A 19,152-nucleotide genomic window follows, 5' to 3' on the forward strand; every position below is an offset into this window, starting at 1 on the left:
GGGCCGCGGAGGCGGCCACCGGTCACGCTCGCACCTGGGACTTTAGCCCAGCTCAGGGCCTGCTTTTACCACATCGGATAACGACGTGCCGGGGTGCTCGTCCCGCCGCGGCCGCGTCCGGACGGAAACGGCGCGTGACCAGGGGATGACCCGGATCAGACCCGCATCGGCGGGCGCCGGACCGGCTGGTCGCCGGTGCCCGCGTCGTCCGCGGCGGGCTTGCGGCGGCCCGGCTTGCGAAGCATCAGCACGACCCCGGCGACCGCGACCAGCAGCGTCACCCCGAGGGTGATCCACGCGGCGTTGAACAGCGCCAGCCCGACCAGCCCGGACGCCAGCAGCCCCACCCAGAAGTACATGATCAGCACGGCGCGGCGCGTGGAGTGGCCGAGCTGCAGCAGCCGGTGGTGCAGGTGCTGCTTGTCCGGCGAGAACGGCGACCGGCCCTGGCTGGTGCGGCGCAGCACCGCGAGCAGCATGTCCATGAACGGGACCGCGGCCACCGCCGGGATCAGCAGCACCGGGACGAAGAACGGGAACAGCCCGTTGGCGAGGATGGCCGGGTCGAACTGCCCGGTCAGCATGATCGTGGACGCGCTGAGCAGCAGCCCGATCAGCATCGAACCGGTGTCGCCCATGAAGATCTTGGCGGGGCTGAAGTTGTGCGGCAGGAACCCCGCGCACATCCCGAACAGGACCGCGGCGATGAGCGTCGCGCCGGTCAGCGTGGTCAGCCCGTTGGCCTTCGACAGCAGGTAGGCGTAGGAGAACAGGGCGAGCGCGGCGATCCCGACGACGCCCGCGGCGAGGCCGTCCAGGCCGTCGATGAAGTTCACCGCGTTGATCGTGGCGACCACGACGAGGACGGTCAGCGGCACCCCGTAGGCGGGCGGCAGCGACAGCGACTCGCCGGTCGGCAGCGGGATCACGTAGATCTGGATGCCCTGCATGATGAAGATCCCGGCGGCCGCGACCTGCCCGGCGAACTTGGTGAGCGCGTCCACCTCCCACCGGTCGTCGACGATACCGATCAGCACGATCAGCCCGCCCGACAGCAGCAGCGCCTTCGCCACGCTGATGTCGCCGTCGGACAGGACCTTGCGCATCTCCGGCAGCCCGGTCGCCACCACGAGGGCCGCCACCATCCCGCCGAACATCGCCAGGCCGCCGAGCCGGGGCGTCGGGATCACGTGCACGTCGCGGTCGCGCGGGACGGCCTGCGCCCCGAACCAGACGGCGAACCGGCGCACCGACGGGGTCAGCAGGTAGGCGACGAGAGCGGCGACGAGGATCGTGAGCAGGTATTCGCGCACTCCCCCGCGCCCCCCTTCACCGATCGCCGCCGCCGTGGTACCCCGCCCGGCGCACCCCATCCACCCGGATGCCCACCCGGACCCACCTGGCCCGAAAGGGCCATCGTCTCCGTTAGACGAACGATCCGGCGGATGTGTTCGCGCCGCGACCGACCAACTGTAGACCCACCCGGCCGCCGTCCGCTGCCGATCAGTCGGCGCCGATCTGGCGGGGGCGTGCGGCGGGGCGTCCCGGGGGTTGTCCGGCGGGGCGTCCGGCGGGGCGTCCGGTGCGGGTCAGCGCGGGAGCCGCGTCCAGCGGAGCGGGGCGAAGCGGTGCGCGCAGAGTACCCCGGAGCCGACGATCACCAGCGCGAGACCCGCGAGGCACCCGTTACCCAGCGAGAACGCCCAGAACCCGCGGCCCGCGACCTCCTCCCCCGCGTCGGCGACCACGAGCAGCAGGCCCGCCGCGACCAGCCCCGCACCGGCCCGGCGGCCCGGCGCCGCGAGGCGCGGGAGCAGCGCGACCGCCCCCAGGGCCATCGCCAGCACCGCGGTCCCCGGCCAGCCTCCGGCCCAGCGCGGCGGGACATGGCGCGGCGCCGGGACGGTGATCGCGTGCTTGGGCAGCCGGACCCGGATCCGCATGCCCTCGTGCGGGGCGAGCCCGTTCTGGACGAAGTCGACGGCGTACGGCCCGTCGCGGTCGCGCAGGCACCGGGTCGACGCGCCCGGAGCGCCCGCCCGGCAGGCCACCCGCCGCAGCGGGACCGGCGCCTCGACCCGCACCGCCGCGTTCCCGATCGGGACGTCCCAGTCCGTCCCGATCGCGTCCCACTCCAGCTCGTCGTGGCGGGCGCGCGGGGTGAACGCCCACCGGACCTCGTACTCCAGCACGTACGCCTGGCGCCCGCTGACCGCGCGGTGCCGGTCGCCGACGGCGATCCGCACGTCCCGCAGGAACCGCGACATCCGGGCGCGGGACGGCGCACCGGTGGAGGAGCTCGTGCGCACGTTCCGCACGTCGTAGACCCGGTCGCCGCGCCGGAACGGCACGTGCCGGACGATCCCGTGCTCGCTCCGGTCGAAGTCGTAGGTGATCGTCTCGCGGACGCGCAGGACGCCGTCGGAGCCGATCCGCAGCACGACGTCGTAGGTGGGGATGCGCTCCCCGGCCGAGCGTCCCGGCGCGGCGCCGGCGGGGGCGGGCAGCACGAGCACCAGGATCGGCAGCAGGAGGCCCATGAAGATCACGCGCCCCCGGACACGGCCACGCACGTCAGGCATGGTTCCACGGGTGCCCATGATCGTGCCGGTACAACGTCGAGGGCGCACCGCGAGGAAATCGTCCGGTCACTGCTAAGTTATCGATCGCTAACCCCCCGAGAACCGAGCCTGGAGGGACCTATGCGGCGATTCGCTGCAGTAGCCCTGACCGCCGGCACCCTGATGGCCGGCATGGCCGCCGTGGGCGCCCCTGCCGAGGCGGCGGCCGCCAAGAGCTGGAAGCCGATCAACTCCTACGGCAAGATCGACGCCTGGGGCACCTACACCCGGAGCGGCGGCAAGACCTACGTCAAGGGCTACCTCCGCGACACCAAGAAGAACGGCTGGACCGCCTGCGTCCGGTTCCTGTTCACCGAGGGCAACAAGAAGTACTGGTCGCGCTTCAAGATCATCGGTGTGACGTCCGGCGGAGCGAAGTACAACTTCGACGGCAAGGCCACCGTAAAGATCAGCGTCAGCTCCAGCTACAGCAGCCACCTGTGGGTGCAGGAGTGCGGCCGGAACAAGAAGACCGGCAAGTACTACTACGGCAAGGGCAAGAAGCTCTTCTGAGCCGCTCGTCCGGCCTGCCGACACAGGCCCCGCCCGGCCCGGCGGGGCCTTCGCGCTGTTCTGGGGCGGCTTCGGCGCCGCGCCTTCGGCAGCCCAACGAATTCACCGGTTCGCTGGCGGACATCGAGAACCCCGTGCCGACCAGAACGCCCTTCTGTCAAGTCGCTTCGCGAAGCACGCGCAGCATTCGAACTTTCTTCGGACGGCCTTCCGCGCGGGCCCGGAAGGGGCAGCGCGAACCCGGCGGAAGTCAGTCGTTCGGAGCGGCGTCCGCTTCCTTCTTCGTCAGGGACGGCTTCGCGGAAGCCTCCGCCGCGTCCGCAGGGATCTCAGCGGCGTCCGCAGGGGGCTCAGCGGGTTCCGCAAGGGCCTCAGCGGCGTCTGCAAGGGCCTCAGCGGGCTCGTCCTGCGCCGCTGGCGCCTCCTCCTTGGTGAGGGAGAGCTTGACCTGCTCGCGCTCGGAGGAGCCCGTTGCGGCCTCCCCTTCCCCACCCTGCTCAACCGCCTCAGTCGGCTGGTCGGCCTCTTCGCCGTCGGCCGGCTCGTCGTCGTCGGTGAGGAGGACGCCGACCACGGCGCGGATCTTGTCGACCGGGACGGCGCCGGCGCGCAGCAGGCGCGGCACGGGACCGGTCAGGTCGAGGATCGTGGACGGGTCGGCGCGCCCCGACACGCCGCCGTCCAGGTAGACCGAGACGGCGTCGCCGAGCATCTTCTCGGCCTCGTCGACGTTGCGGGCCGCGGGCTGACCGCTCAGGTTCGCGCTGCTCACGGCCATCGGGCCGGTCTCCTTGAGCAGCTCCACCGCCAGCTCGTGCATCGGCATCCGGACGGCGACGGTGCCCTTGGTCTCGCCGAGGTCCCACATGAGGTTCGGGTTCGCGCGGCACACCAGCGTCAGCGCGCCCGGCCAGAACTCGTCGATGAGGTCCTGCCCGTAGACGCCGAGGTCGTCCACCAGGGCGGTCGCGGCGCGCACCGAGCCGACCAGCACCGGCGGGGGCATCTCCCGGCCGCGGCCCTTCGCGTCCAGCAGCGCGGACACGGCGGGCGCCACGAACGCGTCCGCGCCCACGCCGTAGACGGTGTCGGTCGGCAGGACGATCAGCTCGCCGCGCCGCACGGCCGACGCGGCCTCGGCGATCCCGCGGGTGCGCTCCATCGGCTCTGAGCAGTCATAACGTCGGCTCACGATCGCCCGTCTTCCCATCTGCGCGCCATGCTCATCGGATTGGCACCGCCCAGGATAGCGGGGGTCGCGAGCCCTGAGCCGGGGCCCGTCACGGCCCCGGACCCGGCCGATCGGCCGGCCGGCCGGTCACGAACCGGGCGAGCTAGTCGGTCGCGAGCCGGGCGGTGACGAAGCGGTCCCGGTTGGTGAGGTCGCGGCGGTTGCGGACGTCCCGCCAGCCGTTCTCCTCGGCGAACACCCAGTACACCGCGTTGCCCTGCAGGTCGCTGTGCTCGACCGCCGCGTAGCCGCCGGGGCGCAGCAGCCGGCGGGCGGTGCGCTCGACCACCCGGATCGCGTCCAGGCCGTCGTCGCCGCCGCCCCACAGCGCGTCCGCCGGGTCGTGGTCGCGGACGTCCGGCGGGACGTACTCCCACTCGCTCATCGGGATGTACGGGGGGTTGCTGACGACCAGGTCGACGGTGCCGTCCAGCTCGGGCAGCGCGGTGGCGAAGTCGTCCAGGTGGAGCCGGACGCGGCCCCGCTCGTCCAGCTCCTCGATGTTGCGGGTGGCGTGCACGAACGCGGTCGGGTCCTTCTCCACCGCGTGCACGCGCGCGCGGGGCGCCTCCAGCGCGATGGACAGCGCGATCGCGGCCGACCCGGTGCCGAGGTCGACGACCAGGGGGTCGCGGACGTCCATGTCGCGGAGCGTCTCCAGCGCCCAGCCGACCATCACCTCGGTCTCCGGGCGCGGGACGAACACTCCCGGCCCGACCTTCAGCTCCAGGTAGCGGAAGTAGGCGCGGCCGGTGATGTGCTGAAGCGGCTCCCCCGCCTCGCGGCGCGCGACGTACTCCCAGAACCGGGCGTCGAACGCGCTGTCGGGGACGCCGTGCAGCTCCGAGCGCCGCACCTGGTGCACGGCCGCCGCGAGTTCCTCGGCGTCGGCGCGGGGGGAGGCGGCGCCCGCGTCCGCGAGGCGCGCGGTCGCCCTGGCGATCTCGTCGAGCAGCAGGCTCATGGTCGTGCCCTTCGAGGGGGCACGAGCCCCGGAGGCCCCTGCTTCACTGCTCTCATCGTTGGCTGCGCTCATGATTTCTGGGCATCGGCCAGGCGGCGTTCCATGTCGGCGTCGACCAGCGCCTGCGTGACGTTGTGCAGGTCCCCGTCCAGCACCTGGTCGAGGTTGTAGGCCTTGTAGCCGACGCGGTGGTCGGAGATGCGGTTCTCGGGGTAGTTGTAGGTGCGCACCCGCTCGGAGCGGTCGACGGTGCGGACCTGGCTCTTGCGCTCGGCCGCCGCCGCGGCGTCGGCCTCCTCCTGCGCCATCGCCAGCAGCCGCGACCGCAGGATGCGCAGCGCCTGCTCCTTGTTCTGGAGCTGGCTCTTCTCGTTCTGGCAGGACACGACGACGCCGGTCGGCAGGTGCGTGATGCGGACGGCGGAGTCGGTCGTGTTGACGCTCTGCCCGCCGGGCCCGGACGACCGGTACACGTCGATGCGCAGGTCGTTGGGGTCGATCTGGACGTCGACGTCCTCGGCCTCGGGGGTCACCAGGACGCCGACCGCGCTGGTGTGGATGCGGCCCTGCGACTCGGTCGCGGGCACCCGCTGCACGCGGTGCACCCCGCCCTCGTACTTCAGCCGCGTCCAGACGCCCTCTTCGGCGCTGCCCTTGGCCTTCACCGCGACGGTGACGTCCTTGTAGCCGCCGAGGTCGGACGGGTGCGCGTCGATGATCTCGGTCTTCCAGCCGATGCGCTCGGCGTACCGCAGGTACATGCGCAGCAGGTCGCCGGCGAACAGCGCGGACTCCTCGCCGCCCTCCCCGGCCTTCACCTGGAGGATGACGTCCTTGGAGTCGCTCGGGTCGCGCGGGACGAGCAGCCTGCGCAGCCGCTCCTCCAGCTCCTCGCGGCGCTTGTCGAGGTCGTCGGCCTCGGCGGCGAACGCCGGGTCCTCACCGGCCAGTTCGCGGGCGGTGGCGAGGTCGTCCTGCACGGCCGCCAGTTCCCGCCGGGTCTCCACGATCGGCCGCAGCTCCGCGTACCGCTTGCCGAGCTTGCGCGCCAGCGCCTGGTCGGCATGGACGGACGGGTCGGCGAGCCGTTCCTCGATGCCCGCGTATTCGCTGATCAGATCGTCGAGATTCACGCTGTGTCCTGACCCGTTCCGGCCGGCCCGGCCGCCGCGGCCGGTCCGGCCCGGAGACGGCGGCCGTCCCCGATTGGCGGCTTCGAAAGGCCCGGGGACCGCGAGTGTCCCCGGGCCGTTCCTGGTATGGGTGCGGCGCTCGCCCTACTTGCCGGCCTTCTTCTTGCCGAAGCGCTGCTCGAAGCGCGCCACCCGGCCACCGGTGTCGAGGATCTTCTGCTTGCCCGTGTAGAACGGGTGGCAGTTCGAGCAGACGTCCGCGTGGATCACACCGTTCTCGGCGGTGCTGCGGGTCTCGAAGGTGTTGCCGCACGTACACGTCACGGTCGTGACGACGTAGTTCGGGTGGATGTCGGGCTTCATGGTTCTCCTCGCCTAAGGCGGTCGCCGGGCGCCCGTCATGCTCACATGGCCGCGCCATGGGAGATGTGAGGGGCGTGAACCGGTACCGCAGCGGTTGCACCTCAAGTGTGCCAGATACCCGAACGTGGCGAGGTCACCGGGCATTCCCGATCTTGGACGCCCGGCGCCGCCCGGTCACCCGGCGGCGCGGCCCAGATACGCCAGGACGGCCATCACCCTGCGGTGCCCGCCCTGCGCGGGCTGGAGGTCCAGCTTCATGAAGATGTTGGAGATGTGCTTCTCCACGGCGCCCTCGGTGACGACGAGGTCGGCCGCGATCGCGCCGTTGGAGCGCCCCTGCGCCATCAGCCCGAGCACCTCCCGCTCGCGCGGCGTCAGCGACTCCAGCGGGTCGTCCTCGCGGCGCCGGCCGAGCAGCTGGCCGATCACCTCCGGGTCGATGACCGTCCCGCCGGCCGCGATGCGGCGCACCGCGTCGATGAACTCGGCGACGTCCGCGACCCGCTCCTTCAGCAGGTAGCCGACGCCCTCGGCGCCACCGCCGATCAGGTCCGTCGCGTACCGCTCCTCGACGTACTGCGACAGGACGAGGATCGGCGTGCCCGGCCGCCGCTCCCGGACGGCGAGCGCCGCGCGCAGCCCCTCGTCGGTGAACGACGGCGGCATCCGGACGTCCACGATGGCGAGGTCCGGCTCGTGCTCCTCGACGATGCCGAGCAGGCCCGGACCGTCCCCGACGGTCGCCGCCGTCTCGATCCCGGCGTCGCCGAGCAGCCGGACGAGCCCTTCCCGCAACAGCACCGAATCCTCGGCGATCACTACCCGCATCGCCCCATTATCGCGCCGGCGGCCCGGCCCGCCGGTGCGCGGGCCGAGCCAGGATCCGGCGGTCGCCGGAGGTGCCGTCACCAGGTGCAGGGCAGGTCCGCCCGGATGATCGTGGGGCCGCCGGGCGGGCTGTCCACGATCAGCATCCCGTCGATCGTCGCGGCCCGGTCGGCGAGCCCGGCGAGGCCGCCGCCGCGCCGCGCGGTCGCGCCGCCCACCCCGTTGTCGATCACCTCGACGACGACCCAGCGGTCCTCGCGGGCCACCCGGACCGACACCTGCGTCGCGCGGGCGTACTTCGCGACGTTCGCCAGCGACTCCGCGACGATGAAGTAGGCGATGCTCTCGACCGCCGCCGGCGGGCGCTCCGGCAGGTCGACGTGCACCTGGACGGGCACCGGGGCGCGGCCCGCGAGGCCGGACAGCGCCGGGTCCAGGCCGCGGTCGGTGAGGATCGCCGGGTAGATGCCGCGGGCCAGGTCGCGCAGCTCGGTGATGGCCTCCTTGGTGCCGGCGTGCGCCTGCTCGATCAGCGCCCGCGCGCCCTCGGGGTCGTCGTCGAGCTTGGCGCGGGCGCGGCCGATGTCCATCGCCACGGCCAGCAGCCGCTGCTGCGCGCCGTCGTGCAGGTCGCGCTCGATGCGGCGCCGCTCGAACTCGGCGGCGTCCACGCCGCGGGCGCGGCTGGCCTGCAGGTGCTCGGTGCGCCGGCGCAGCTCCACGTTCTCGGCCTGCGCGGGGCTCGGGCCGAGCAGCAGCGCGGCGAACACCGTGTGGCCGATCGCGAGCGCCCGCGTCACGTACATCGCCAGGATGAGGAAGACCAGCCCGAACGCCATCATCGGGACGGCCTCGAGCGGGTTGCCCGCCCAGTACGAGACGAACCCGAAGTTGACCTCGGCGCCGCCGTCCACCGCCACGATGATCGGCAGCCCCAGCGTCGCCGCCGTCGCGCCCCAGACCGCCGCGGACACCACCAGCTCCACCACCGTGACCGGGAACAGCAGGCCGAGGTAGAGGAGGTCCTTCCAGGTGGACGGGTCGGCCGCCATGTTCTTCAGCCTGGCCAGCGGGTTGCGGGTCTCGGGCGGCCGCCGGTACGGGTCGGGGAGGCGGACGCCGAACGCCGCCCGGACGAGCCGGCGCTCCAGCATCGCCCCGAACCGCCACGCGACCATCAGCAGCGCCAGCAGCGGCACCCCCACCCAGATGATCAGCAGCGCGACGGACAGCGACAGCCCGACGGTGAGCGTGATGAACCAGCCGAGGCCGAACGCCATGCTGACGCCCAGGTAGAGCGCGGAGCGCCAGGTCACCGACGACCGCGCCATGTCGAGCGGCGCCCAGGAGCGGTTCAGGACGGACGGCGCGTCCCCGCCGCCGCGCGTCGCCGCGGCCCACCGTGTCGCGGCCCATCCCACCACGGCGCCGGCGCCGCCGGGGTCTCTGCTCAGCTCGCCCACATCGTCCTCCGTGCCTGTTCCCAACCTACGATCCCAGCGTGCCGGGACGGAGCCTCGGTCACCATGACGCGCACCGGCGGATGGGGGGTGGGGCTAACCCCACCACGCCGCCGCCACAGCCGTCCTGCGGCACTTCGCACGCTCTCCGGACGTACGGGAACGCCCCCGCCCGGTTCCCCGGACGGGGGCGTTTCACGCAGGCTCAGGCCCGGATCGGGCCCCGCGCGGTGCGCGGTCAGCGGTCGTCGGAGACCGTGGTCTTCTGCACCTGGAGCAGGAACTCGGCGTTGGACTTGGTCTCCTTCATCTTCTCGATGAGGAGCTCCAGCGCCTGCTGCGTCTCGAGCGCGTGCAGCACCCGGCGCAGCTGCCAGACGACCCGCAGCTCCTCCGGAGCCATGAGGATCTCCTCCTTGCGGGTGGACGACTGGTCGACGTCCACCGCCGGGAAGATCCGCTTGTCGGCGAGGCTCCGGTTGAGCTTCAGCTCCATGTTGCCGGTGCCCTTGAACTCCTCGAAGATGACCTCGTCCATCCGGGACCCGGTCTCCACCAGCGCGGTGGCGAGGATCGTCAGCGAGCCGCCGTTCTCGATGTTGCGCGCCGCGCCGAAGAACCGCTTCGGCGGGTACAGCGCGGTCGAGTCGACACCACCGGACAGGATCCGGCCGGACGCCGGCGCCGCCAGGTTGTAGGCCCGGCCGAGGCGGGTGATCGAGTCGAGCAGCACGACGACGTCGTGGCCGAGCTCGACGAGCCGCTTGGCACGTTCGATCGCCAGCTCCGCGACCGTGGTGTGGTCCTCGGCGGGACGGTCGAAGGTCGAGTGGATGACCTCGCCCTTCACCGTCCGCTGCATGTCGGTGACCTCTTCCGGACGCTCGTCCACCAGGACGACCATCAGGTGGCACTCCGGGTTGTTCTTGGTGATCGCGTTCGCGATCGCCTGGAGCACCATGGTCTTGCCGGCCTTCGGCGGCGACACGATCAGGCCGCGCTGGCCCTTGCCGATCGGCGACACCAGGTCGATGATCCGCGTGGTCAGGATGCCGGGGTCGGACTCCAGCCGCAGCCGCTCCTGCGGGTACAGCGGGGTCAGCTTGGTGAAGTCGACGCGGCCCTTGGCCTGCTCCGGCTCCATCCCGTTGACGGTGTCGAGGCGGACCAGCGCGTTGAACTTCTCGCGCCGCTCGCCCTCGCGCGCCTGCCGGACGGCGCCGGTGATGACGTCGCCCTTGCGGAGGCCGTTCTTGCGGACCTGCGCCAGCGACACGTACACGTCGTTCGGGCCCGGCAGGTAGCCGGTCGTCCGGACGAAGGCGTAGTTGTCGAGGATGTCGAGGATGCCCGCGACCGGGATGAGGACGTCGTCCTCGGTGATCACCGGCTCCTCGTAGCGCTCGCGGCCGCGGCCCCGGTTGCGCTCGCGGAACCGGCGCCCGCGCCGGCCCCGGCCGCCGCCGTCGTCATCGTCGTGCTGGCCGCCGCCCTGGTTCTGGCCGCCGCGCTGCCGGCCGCCGCCCTGCTCGCCGCGGTCGCGGTCGCGGTCGCCGCGCTCGCCGCGCTCGCCCCGGTCGCGGCCCTCGCCGCGCTCCCGGCCGCCGCGCTGCCGCTGGCGTCCGCCGCCCTCGCGGCCCTCGCGGCCCTGGTCGCGCCCGCCGTCGCGGCCGCCCTGGGACTCGCCGTCCTCGGCGTTCTGCTCCCGACCCTGCTCCCGGCCCTGGTCGCGGTGCCGTTCGCCGCGGCCCTCGCCGGCCCCCCGGTCCTGCCGCTCACCACGCTGGCGGCCGCCCTGCCGGTCCGCCCGCTCGGCCTTCTCCTGCCGGTCGGCGCCCTTCTCGGCGCCCTTGTCGGCCGTCTTGTCGGCCGTCTCGCCGGCCTGCTTGTCGGACGCGGCCTGCTTGTCGGCCTGCCGGTCGCTCTGCTTGTCCTGCTTGCCGGACGGGGCCTGCTCGGTGGCGGGCGCGGCGTCGGAGATCGTGACCTGGTCGTCGGAGACCTCGCGCTTGGCGGCCGCGGTGCGGGTCCGCCGGGGGCGCTCGGTCTTCGCCGGGGCAGCGGCTCCCTGCTCGCCCCCCGCCGAGCCCTGCTCCCCGCCGCCCTGCTTCTCCTGGATGGCGGCGATGAGCTGGCTCTTGCGCATCCCGGTCACGCCGGTGATGCCGAGGCTGGACGCGAGCGCCTTCAGTTCGGGCAGCACCATGGCCGACAGGCCGGTGCCCGAGCGGCGGCGCCGGGGGGTGGCGGACTCCGCGGCGGCCGGAGCGGCGTCGGCCACGGTTCCCGTGCTTGATGCGTCCGTAAGGAGTTCGCTGGATTCGCTCACTAAGGGTCCTTCCCAGGGAGCGGGCGTTGGCCGGCGTTCGGCCAGTCGACCCGGTGGTGCGGCCCGGCGGGGGCGCCGGGACGGGCTCCGCTGATCACGATGGAACCGGGATCTGCGTGTTCTGGGCACAGCCAGATGGTGGACGGGACGTTCCGCTCGTGCGTGTCCCCGGTACCGCCACGTCCTGAGTTGTTGCGCTGGAATGCCTGACAACGGGATATCACGGTGTCGGGGAGCCTGGTACGCGGGACCGAAACGACCGGAGGGTCGCACAGGCGACGCGCGGCTGACGAGCACGCTGCCCCGAACGGGGCATCTGGTGCGGCATTCAGCCTAACATCACCAGGGCACACTGCTATTCCCCAGAGGTCGATGTCTTCGCATTTTACCTAGCGGGATCGTGCCGGGACCTGCACCGGCCGGAGCGCCGCGAAGGCCCCGCCCCCTGGCGCCGCGATCAAGCCCGGACCTCGTCTTCTCCGGTCATGACGCGTGCGCCGCGGGTCGCGACGTCCAACGGGTGTATGTGCCAGCCTTTACCCACTTCGGGGACTACTGAATCAACTCGTGATGCGTTTGTGAAGGCCAGGACAGTCGGGCCCGCCCCGGAAATCACCGCCGGGACGCCCGCGTCCCGCAGCGTGCCGACCAGTGCGGCGGACTCGGGCATCGCGGGCGCGCGGTAGTCCTGGTGGAGCCGGTCCTCGGTCGCGTCCAGCAGGACGTCCTCCGCCATTCCCCCGGTGAGCGCCGCGACGAGCAGCGCGGCCCGCCCGGCGTTCGCGGCGGCGTCCCCGTGCGGGACGGTCGGCGGCAGCAGCCCGCGGGCCCGCTCGGTCGCCAGCCGCTGCTCGGGGACGATCGCGACGACCTCGGTGACCTGTGACTCCAGCCGGACCAGGCGCGGCCCGGCCGGCGTCGTCCACGCGACGGTCAGGCCGCCCGCGAGGCACGGCGCGACGTTGTCGGGATGCCCCTCGATCTCGGTGGCGAGGCGCAGCGCGGCGCCGTCGCCGAACCGGTCCCCGGCCGGGTGCAGCGCGCGGGCCGCGACGATCGCCGCCACGATCGCGGCGGACGACGAGCCCAGCCCGCGGCTGTGCGGGATCGCGTTGCGGCAGCGCAGCCGGATTCCCGGCGGCCGGGACGGGCCGGATCCGGCCAGCTCGTCCAGGACGTCGAAGGTGCGGCGCAGCGTCTTCACGATGAGGTGCCGCTCGCCGCGGTCGGCGACCTCCGCGCCCTCGCCGTCCACCTCGATGGACAGGCCGCCGCCGGTCAGCTCGACCTCGACCTCGTCGTGCAGGCCGAGCGCGAGGCCGAGCGAGTCGAAGCCGGGCCCCAGGTTGGCGCTGGTCGCGGGCGTCCGCACCAGCACCGGCCCCGTCTTCCAGCCCGCTTCTCCGGCCGGGCTTGCGCCTTCAGCCGAGCCCACTCCTTCTGCCCGGCCCACTCAGGTGAGGCCGAGTTCGGAGGCGGCGGAGTGCGCGTCCACCTTGATGGTGGTCGGCGCGGGGGCGCCGGAGATGGCCCAGTCGGGGTCCTTGAGGCCGTTGCCGGTGACCGTGCACACGACCTTCGCGCCCCGGGCGACGACGCCCTGCTCGCTCGCCTGCAGCAGGCCCGCGACGCTCGCCGCGGACGCGGGCTCGACGAACACGCCCTCCTCGCGGGCGAGCAGCCGGTACGCGGCGAGGATCTGCCGGTCGGTGACCGAGTCGATCGCGCCGCCCGACTCGTCCCGCGCGGCGACGGCGAGGTCCCAGGAGGCGGGGTTGCCGATCCGGATCGCGGTCGCGATCGTCTGCGGCTTCAGGACGGGCTCGCCCTTCACGAACGGCGCCGCCCCGCTGGCCTGGAAGCCCAGCATGCGCGGCCGCCGCGTTGCCTCCCCGTCGGCGGCGTACTCCCGGTACCCCATCCAGTACGCGGAGATGTTGCCGGCGTTCCCGACCGGCAGGCAGTGCACGTCGGGGGCGTCGCCGAGCGCGTCCACGATCTCGAACGCCGCCGTCTTCTGGCCCTGCAGCCGGTACTTGTTGACCGAGTTGACCAGCGCCACCGGGTAGTCGACCGACAGCTTGCGCGCGAGTTCGAGGCAGTCGTCGAAGTTGCCGTCCACCTGCAGGAGGCGCGCGCCGTGCACCAGCGCCTGCGCCAGCTTGCCCATCGCGATCTTGCCCTGCGGGACGAGGACCGCGCAGGTCATCCCGGCCCGTACCGCGTACGCGGCGGCGGACGCCGAGGTGTTGCCGGTGGACGCGCAGATCACCGCCTTGGCGCCGTCCTCGGCGGCCTTGCTGATCGCCATCGTCATGCCGCGGTCCTTGAACGAACCGGTCGGGTTGGCGCCCTCGACCTTGAGGTACACCTCGCAGCCGGTCAGCTGCGACACCCGGTGGGCGGGCACCAGCGGGGTGCCGCCCTCCAGCAGCGTCACGACCGGGGTCCGGTCCGTCACCGGCAGGCGGTCGCGGTACTCCTCGATGAGGCCGCGCCACGCGCGGGCGTTCGGGTTCACGTCGGTCTCCTGAATGACCTGGGATGTTGGCCGGAGTCTACCGGGACCGCCCCTTCCGGTTCGCGGCCCCGTCACCTCCCCGGCAGGGGCTCTGAACGGGCGTGGGGCCCGTCGTCACTCTTCGCCTTCGACCCGCATCACGCTGGTCACGGCCCGGACGATCTCCAGCCCGCGCAGGCCCTCCACCGTCGCGGTGAGGGCCGCGTCCGGCGCCCTGTGCGTGACCACGACGAGCTGCGCCTCCTCGCCCAGCCCGACCTGCCGGACGGCCTGGATCGACACCCCGTGCCGGGCGAACTCCTCCGCGACCGTGGCGAGGACACCGGCCTCATCCGTCACGTCCACCTGGATGTAGTAGCGCGTGACGGTCTCGCCCATCGGAAGGACGGGCAGCTTCGCGTACGTCACCTCGACGGGGCCGGGCGTACCGCCGGCCACGTTCCGCGCCACCGCGACAAGGTCGCCCAGGATCGCGGACGCCGTCGGGGCACCACCGGCACCCGCGCCATAGAACATCAACGACCCGGCGGACTCGGCCTCCACGAACACCGCGTTGTACGCCTCGCGCACACTAGCCAGCGGGTGGGACCGGGGAATCATCGCCGGATACACGCGGACGGACACACCGCGGCCGTTCCGCCCGTCCCCCGAAGGGATGCGCTCGCAGATGGCCAGCAGCTTGACGACGCAGTCCATCCCCTTGGCGCCCGCCACATCGGCGGCGCTCACCTCGGTGATGCCCTCACGGTGGACGTCCGCCGCCGTCACGGGCGTGTGGAACGCGAGCTGCGCCAGGATCGCCGCCTTGGCCGCCGCGTCGAAACCCTCCACGTCGGCCGTCGGGTCGGCCTCCGCGTAACCGAGCGCCTGCGCCTCCTCCAGCGCGTCGTTGAACCCGGCGCCGTGCGTGTCCATCTGGTCGAGGATGTAGTTCGTGGTGCCGTTCACGATGCCGAGCACCCGGTGCACGTGGTCGCCGACCAGCGAGTCCCGCAGCGGCCGCAGCAGCGGGATCGCGCCCGCCACGGACGCCTCGTAGTACAGGTCGGCGCCGTACTCCCGCGCCGCCGCGAACAGCGTCGCGCCGTCCTCGGCCAGCAGCGCCTTGTTCGCCGTGATCACCGACTTGCCGGACTTCATCGCCTCCAGCATCAGCGTCCTGGCCGGCTCGATGCCCCCGATGACCTCGATGACGATGTCGACGTCGTCCCTGGTCACCAGGGACTGCGCGTCCGTCGTGAGCAGCTCCCGCGGCACGCCCTCGCGCACCCGGTCCGGCCTGCGCACGGCGATCCCGGCGAGCTCCAGCGGCGTCCCCACGCGCGCGGCCAGATCGTCGGCCTGCTCGATCAGCAGCCGGACGACCTCCGTGCCGACCACGCCGCATCCGAGCAGCGCCACGCGCAGTCCGGGTTTCACGCTTCGACCTCCGCATCGAGCCGCAGCAGGTCCGCCGCGCTCTCCCGGCGGACGATCACGCGCGACCTGCCGTCCCTCACCGCGACCACGGCGGGCTTCGGGACGTGGTTGTAGTTGCTGGCCATCGACCGACAGTACGCACCGGTCGCCGCCACCGCCACCAGGTCTCCCGCCGCAAGATCTTCGGGGAACCACAGGTCCCGCACCACAATGTCGCCGCTCTCGCAGTGCTTGCCGACAAGCCTACTGAGCATGGGCGCCGCTTCCGACGACCTGCTCGCCAGCACGCCGGTGTACTCGGCGCCGTACAGCGCCGTGCGCAGGTTGTCGCTCATGCCGCCGTCGACCGACACGTACGTGCGCAGGCCCTCGACGTCCTTCACCGTGCCGACCTCGTACACCGTGACGCCGCCCGGCCCGATGATCGCCCGTCCCGGCTCCACGGTCAGGCGCGGCATCGCCAGGTCGTACGCCTTGCACTCGCGGGCCACGATGTCGCGCAGCCCGTCGGCGATCGACTTGGGGTCGTGCGGCTCCTCCCCCGGCACGTACGCGATCCCGTAACCGCCGCCGAGGTCCAGCTCCGGGAGCTCGATCCCGTGCTCGTCCCGGATCGCGACCAGCAGCTCCGCCAGCCGGTGCGCGGCGACCTCGAACCCGTCCACCTCGAAGATCTGCGACCCGATGTGGCTGTGCAGCCCCACCAGCTCCAGCTGCTTCAGCTCCAGGACCCGCCGGACGGCCTCCAGCGCGGCCCCCGAACTCCGCGAGAACCCGAACTTCTGGTCGTCATGGGCGGTCGCGATGAACTCATGGGTGTGCGCCTCCACACCCGTGGTGACGCGCACCATCACCTTGGGCCGGACACCCATCTCCTGGGCGAGATACCCCAGCCGAGCTATCTCCTCGAACGAATCGAGCACGATCCGTCCGACACCGACCTCAAGGGCCTGCTCCAGCTCCCACTTGGCCTTGTTGCTCCCATGCAGGGTGATGCGCTCAGTCGGGAACCCCGCGGCCAAGGCGACGGCAAGCTCGCCCCCACTGCACACGTCCAGCCCCAGGCCCTCTTCCTTCAGCCACCGCGCCACCGCGACACAGAGAAAGGCCTTGCCCGCGTAGTGGACGTCCCCATCATGGAACGCCGCCGCGTACTCCCTGGCCCGGCTCCGCACGTCCTCCTCGTCATAGACGTACAGAGGCGTCCCGTACTCCTTGGCCAGATCCCGCACATCGACGCCGCCCACCGTCAGGACACCGTCCTCCCGGCGCGCGCTGCGCGGCCACACGGCGGGCTCCAGGGCGTTCAGATCCTCCGCCGGCCCGGCAGGATGGTCCTCCGGCAGCACGTCGGCATGCCTCGGCCCAGCAGGGTGTACTCGACTCATATCCGCTCTCTAGGGGTTTCACCGATCATGTTCAGCCCGTTGCCGAGGACGACCTTCACCGCCCGCGCCAGGCCCGCACGTCCCTCGGGACGGTGCTCATGCACGTCGTGGTACGCCTCGGCCACTCTTTCCAAACACAACATCAGCGGCCTGGCATCCCGTTCCCGCTCCGCCTGCTCCGCCCGCCCCGGCACGTCCGCCATGGCCCACACGAGCTCGGACTCCAGCTCCCCGCCCCGAAACCGAGCGGCCTCGCCCCACCGCTCGACCCAGCAGGCCCGCGCATACGCGTACCGGACGGAGAACCCGGGGTTCTCCCACGTGCGGGGCCACTCGTCCCACACACCCCCCGGCACCCGCGCCACGCCGTAAGAAGGGTCACGCAGGATCTGCTCCACGACCCGCTCGGCCGTCAGGACGACCCTGACGAACCCGCCGCGGACACTGCCCCCGACCCGCCGCGCGATCACCTCGGGCTCGACCCCGAGCCGCAGCGCCACCGGACTCTCGAAGACCCCGCGCCCCCGCTCGAAGACCACCACGCTCTCCGGCACGGCGACATCGATCTCCCCGTCCGCCACGGCGTCCCGCACCGCACGCACGAGGGCATCGCCTGGAGTCACCCTGGTGAGACTATCCGACCACTATCTGGACACAGCAGCGAGTTTCCGCACCGTCTGGATCAGCTGGTTCGGGTCGAACGGCTTGGTCACGTAGGCGTCGACACCGATCTCGTGCCCCCGCCGCACATCGTGCTCCTGCGCCCGCGCGGTGATCATCACGACCCGGATGTGCGCGGTCCTGGGGTCCTCCCGCAGCTTCACCGCGGTCACCCACCCGTCCAGCCGCGGCATCATCACGTCCAGCGTGATCACGTCCGGCCGGACCTCGCCCACCTTCTCCAGGCAGTCCTGACCGTCCACCGCGGTCGACACCTCGAACCCCTCCAGTTGCAGGTTCACGGCGATGAGCTGGCGGATCACCTCGTCATCATCGACGACCAGCACGCGTCCCAGTGGCTCGGTCACGGGCTCGAAGTTAGCCCACTCCTCCCCGGCACGCACGGCGAAAAGCCACGTGCGCGCCACCCCGCCAACCCTGGTAACCTTCTACCGCGCCGCCAACGGCGCAGGGCCCCCTTAGCTCAGGGGATAGAGCAACGGCCTCCGGAGCCGTGTGCGCAGGTTCGAATCCTGCAGGGGGCACCTACAAACGATCAGCCAGTTCCCGCACCTGACCTGCGGAAACCGGCTTCTGTCATTCATGGGCCATGTGACATCAGATGCCACCGTAGGACGCCGTATGCCACGGCGCGCGTTCCATTTGTGTTCCGGCTGTCAGTCGCCGAGGGCGTCGTCTATGAGCCCCTCCCACACGCGGTCCTGACCGGCTATGACCTTGGCGTAGATCTTCAAGAGCACCTCGACACTGTGTCCGGCCCACTCGGCGACCTGCGTAGGCGGAACGCCGGCGTTGAGCCTCGGGGAGACACCGGCGTGGCGTAGGTCGTACGTGCGCCGAGCGAGGTGCCCGCGGCGCGTTCGACGCCGAGGTTCCCACTCTCGGTCTGGAGCCCAAGCACGAGATCACCACCGAGCACGCCGAGCCGCCGGCGGACGTCGCCGAGTTGCTTGGCGTGCCGACCGGTGAGGCGAACTGCCTTGTCCGTCGCCGACGTCTCCTCGCCAGCGACATCCCCGTCCGGCTCAACGAGAGTTGGTTCCCCCTCGACATCGCCGAGGGCACCGTTCTGGAAGAAGACGGCCCGGTGATCGTCGGCGGCGTCAAGAGCGCGCTCGCCGAACTCGGCTACCCGCAGGTCTCGGCGCGCGAGCGGATCACTCCTAGGCCGTGTTTCAGAAGTTGATCACGGTGTGTCTGCCGGTTCGCAATGATCTTGTTTGTGGGTCGTGGTGATCTAACCGATGCGCAGTGGGCGCTGTTGGAGCCGTTGCTGCCGGTGGGGGCGAAGCCTGGTCAGCCGGTGGTGTGGTCGAAGCGGCACTTGATCGACGGGATCAGATGGCGGGTCCGCCCCGGTGTCCCCTGGCGTGATCTGCCGACCCGGTTCGGGCCGTGGCAGACGGTCTATGGGCTGTTTCGGCAGTGGCAGCGGGATGGTACGTGGGCTCGGATCGTGAAGGGTCTGCAGGCTCAGGCGGATGCGGTGGGGTTGATCTGCTGGGAGGTCAGCGTCGACTCCACCATCTGCCGGGCGCATCAGCACGCTGCCGGCGCCCGCAGTGACGGGGACCTTCAACGGGAGCCGCCGGGGGGAACCAGGGCCCAATGCCGTTAAATTAGCCTGACCGTCAGGGTGTTATCCACATATCCACAGGCGTCGCAGGTCCATGTGGAGTTCGTGAAAGCGATTGAAGCCTC

General features: G+C 71.9%; 18 protein-coding genes and 1 tRNA gene. 4 read left to right on the forward strand and 15 right to left on the reverse strand.

From position 1 onward, the window contains the following. Positions 1–155: 155 nt before the first annotated feature. Positions 156–1,313, reverse strand: coding sequence for an MraY family glycosyltransferase (locus tag CHF16_RS37060; protein WP_089330865.1), 1,158 nt, complete (start codon positions 1,311–1,313; stop codon positions 156–158). A 276-nt stretch (positions 1,314–1,589) separates the two neighbouring features. Continuing rightward, positions 1,590–2,573, reverse strand: a complete 984-nt coding sequence (locus CHF16_RS37065) for a DUF2207 domain-containing protein (protein ID WP_179271887.1) — start codon at positions 2,571–2,573, stop codon at positions 1,590–1,592. 129 nt (positions 2,574–2,702) lie between these two features. Here CHF16_RS37065 and CHF16_RS37070 point away from each other — a divergent pair, with 129 nt between their 5' ends. Next, the gene (locus CHF16_RS37070; protein WP_143228279.1) at positions 2,703–3,134 is read left to right on the forward strand and encodes a hypothetical protein; all 432 of its coding nucleotides are present in this window, start codon (positions 2,703–2,705) and stop codon (positions 3,132–3,134) included. A gap of 250 nt (positions 3,135–3,384) precedes the next feature. Here CHF16_RS37070 and CHF16_RS37075 read toward each other — a convergent pair whose 3' ends face one another. The 13 genes from CHF16_RS37075 to CHF16_RS37135 all read right to left on the reverse strand — a co-directional run bounded on the left by CHF16_RS37075 (position 3,385) and on the right by CHF16_RS37135 (position 17,777). Beyond that, on the reverse strand, positions 3,385–4,326 hold the full coding sequence (locus CHF16_RS37075) for an L-threonylcarbamoyladenylate synthase (RefSeq protein ID WP_089330868.1): 942 nt from the start codon (positions 4,324–4,326) through the stop codon (positions 3,385–3,387). A gap of 142 nt (positions 4,327–4,468) precedes the next feature. After that, a complete protein-coding gene (gene prmC / locus CHF16_RS37080; protein WP_089330869.1) occupies positions 4,469–5,329 on the reverse strand; it encodes a peptide chain release factor N(5)-glutamine methyltransferase in 861 nt (286 codons plus the stop codon). Positions 5,330–5,397: 68 nt separating this feature from the next. Further along, positions 5,398–6,462 (reverse strand): peptide chain release factor 1, encoded by a 1,065-nt coding sequence (gene prfA, locus CHF16_RS37085; protein WP_089330870.1) that lies wholly within the window; start codon positions 6,460–6,462, stop codon positions 5,398–5,400. 144 nt (positions 6,463–6,606) lie between these two features. Then, entirely contained in the window at positions 6,607–6,825 is a 219-nt protein-coding gene (gene rpmE, locus CHF16_RS37090) for a 50S ribosomal protein L31 (RefSeq protein ID WP_021598595.1), read from the reverse strand. 174 nt (positions 6,826–6,999) lie between these two features. Next, entirely contained in the window at positions 7,000–7,653 is a 654-nt protein-coding gene (locus CHF16_RS37095) for a response regulator transcription factor (protein ID WP_089330871.1), read from the reverse strand. Positions 7,654–7,730: 77 nt separating this feature from the next. After that, the gene (locus CHF16_RS37100; protein ID WP_245869766.1) at positions 7,731–9,140 is read right to left on the reverse strand and encodes a sensor histidine kinase; all 1,410 of its coding nucleotides are present in this window, start codon (positions 9,138–9,140) and stop codon (positions 7,731–7,733) included. 211 nt (positions 9,141–9,351) lie between these two features. Next, positions 9,352–11,442, reverse strand: coding sequence for a transcription termination factor Rho (rho, locus tag CHF16_RS37105; protein ID WP_089330872.1), 2,091 nt, complete (start codon positions 11,440–11,442; stop codon positions 9,352–9,354). 457 nt (positions 11,443–11,899) lie between these two features. Next, complete coding sequence (thrB, locus tag CHF16_RS37110) at positions 11,900–12,820, reverse strand: homoserine kinase (protein WP_218827019.1); 921 nt, start codon at positions 12,818–12,820, stop codon at positions 11,900–11,902. A gap of 75 nt (positions 12,821–12,895) precedes the next feature. After that, the gene (thrC, locus tag CHF16_RS37115) at positions 12,896–13,963 is read right to left on the reverse strand and encodes a threonine synthase (protein WP_089330874.1); all 1,068 of its coding nucleotides are present in this window, start codon (positions 13,961–13,963) and stop codon (positions 12,896–12,898) included. A gap of 114 nt (positions 13,964–14,077) precedes the next feature. Then, entirely contained in the window at positions 14,078–15,382 is a 1,305-nt protein-coding gene (locus tag CHF16_RS37120) for a homoserine dehydrogenase (RefSeq protein ID WP_245869767.1), read from the reverse strand. Continuing rightward, a complete protein-coding gene (gene lysA, locus CHF16_RS37125) occupies positions 15,379–16,770 on the reverse strand; it encodes a diaminopimelate decarboxylase (protein ID WP_089330875.1) in 1,392 nt (463 codons plus the stop codon). Before lysA ends, CHF16_RS37120 begins: the two co-directional genes overlap by 4 nt. Then, positions 16,767–17,393 carry a DALR anticodon-binding domain-containing protein gene (locus CHF16_RS37130; RefSeq protein ID WP_143228280.1) on the reverse strand — a complete coding sequence of 209 codons (627 nt, stop codon included), beginning with the start codon at positions 17,391–17,393 and terminating at the stop codon, positions 16,767–16,769. The genes lysA and CHF16_RS37130 overlap by 4 nt, the downstream gene beginning before the upstream one ends. Positions 17,394–17,414: 21 nt before the next feature. Beyond that, positions 17,415–17,777 carry a response regulator transcription factor gene (locus CHF16_RS37135; protein ID WP_089330883.1) on the reverse strand — a complete coding sequence of 121 codons (363 nt, stop codon included), beginning with the start codon at positions 17,775–17,777 and terminating at the stop codon, positions 17,415–17,417. A 126-nt stretch (positions 17,778–17,903) separates the two neighbouring features. Here CHF16_RS37135 and CHF16_RS37140 point away from each other — a divergent pair. The 3 genes from CHF16_RS37140 (at position 17,904) to CHF16_RS37155 (ending at position 19,069) form a co-directional block, all read left to right on the forward strand. Continuing rightward, positions 17,904–17,975: transfer RNA gene (locus tag CHF16_RS37140), tRNA-Arg, on the forward strand. A 362-nt stretch (positions 17,976–18,337) separates the two neighbouring features. After that, on the forward strand, positions 18,338–18,637 hold the full coding sequence (locus tag CHF16_RS37150) for a UTRA domain-containing protein (protein WP_089330877.1): 300 nt from the start codon (positions 18,338–18,340) through the stop codon (positions 18,635–18,637). Between the two features lie 36 nt (positions 18,638–18,673). Beyond that, complete coding sequence (locus CHF16_RS37155; RefSeq protein ID WP_281259437.1) at positions 18,674–19,069, forward strand: IS5 family transposase; 396 nt, start codon at positions 18,674–18,676, stop codon at positions 19,067–19,069. Positions 19,070–19,152 lie beyond the last annotated feature (83 nt).

The organism is Actinomadura meyerae (assembly GCF_900188445.1).
Classification (GTDB): domain Bacteria; phylum Actinomycetota; class Actinomycetes; order Streptosporangiales; family Streptosporangiaceae; genus Spirillospora; species Spirillospora meyerae.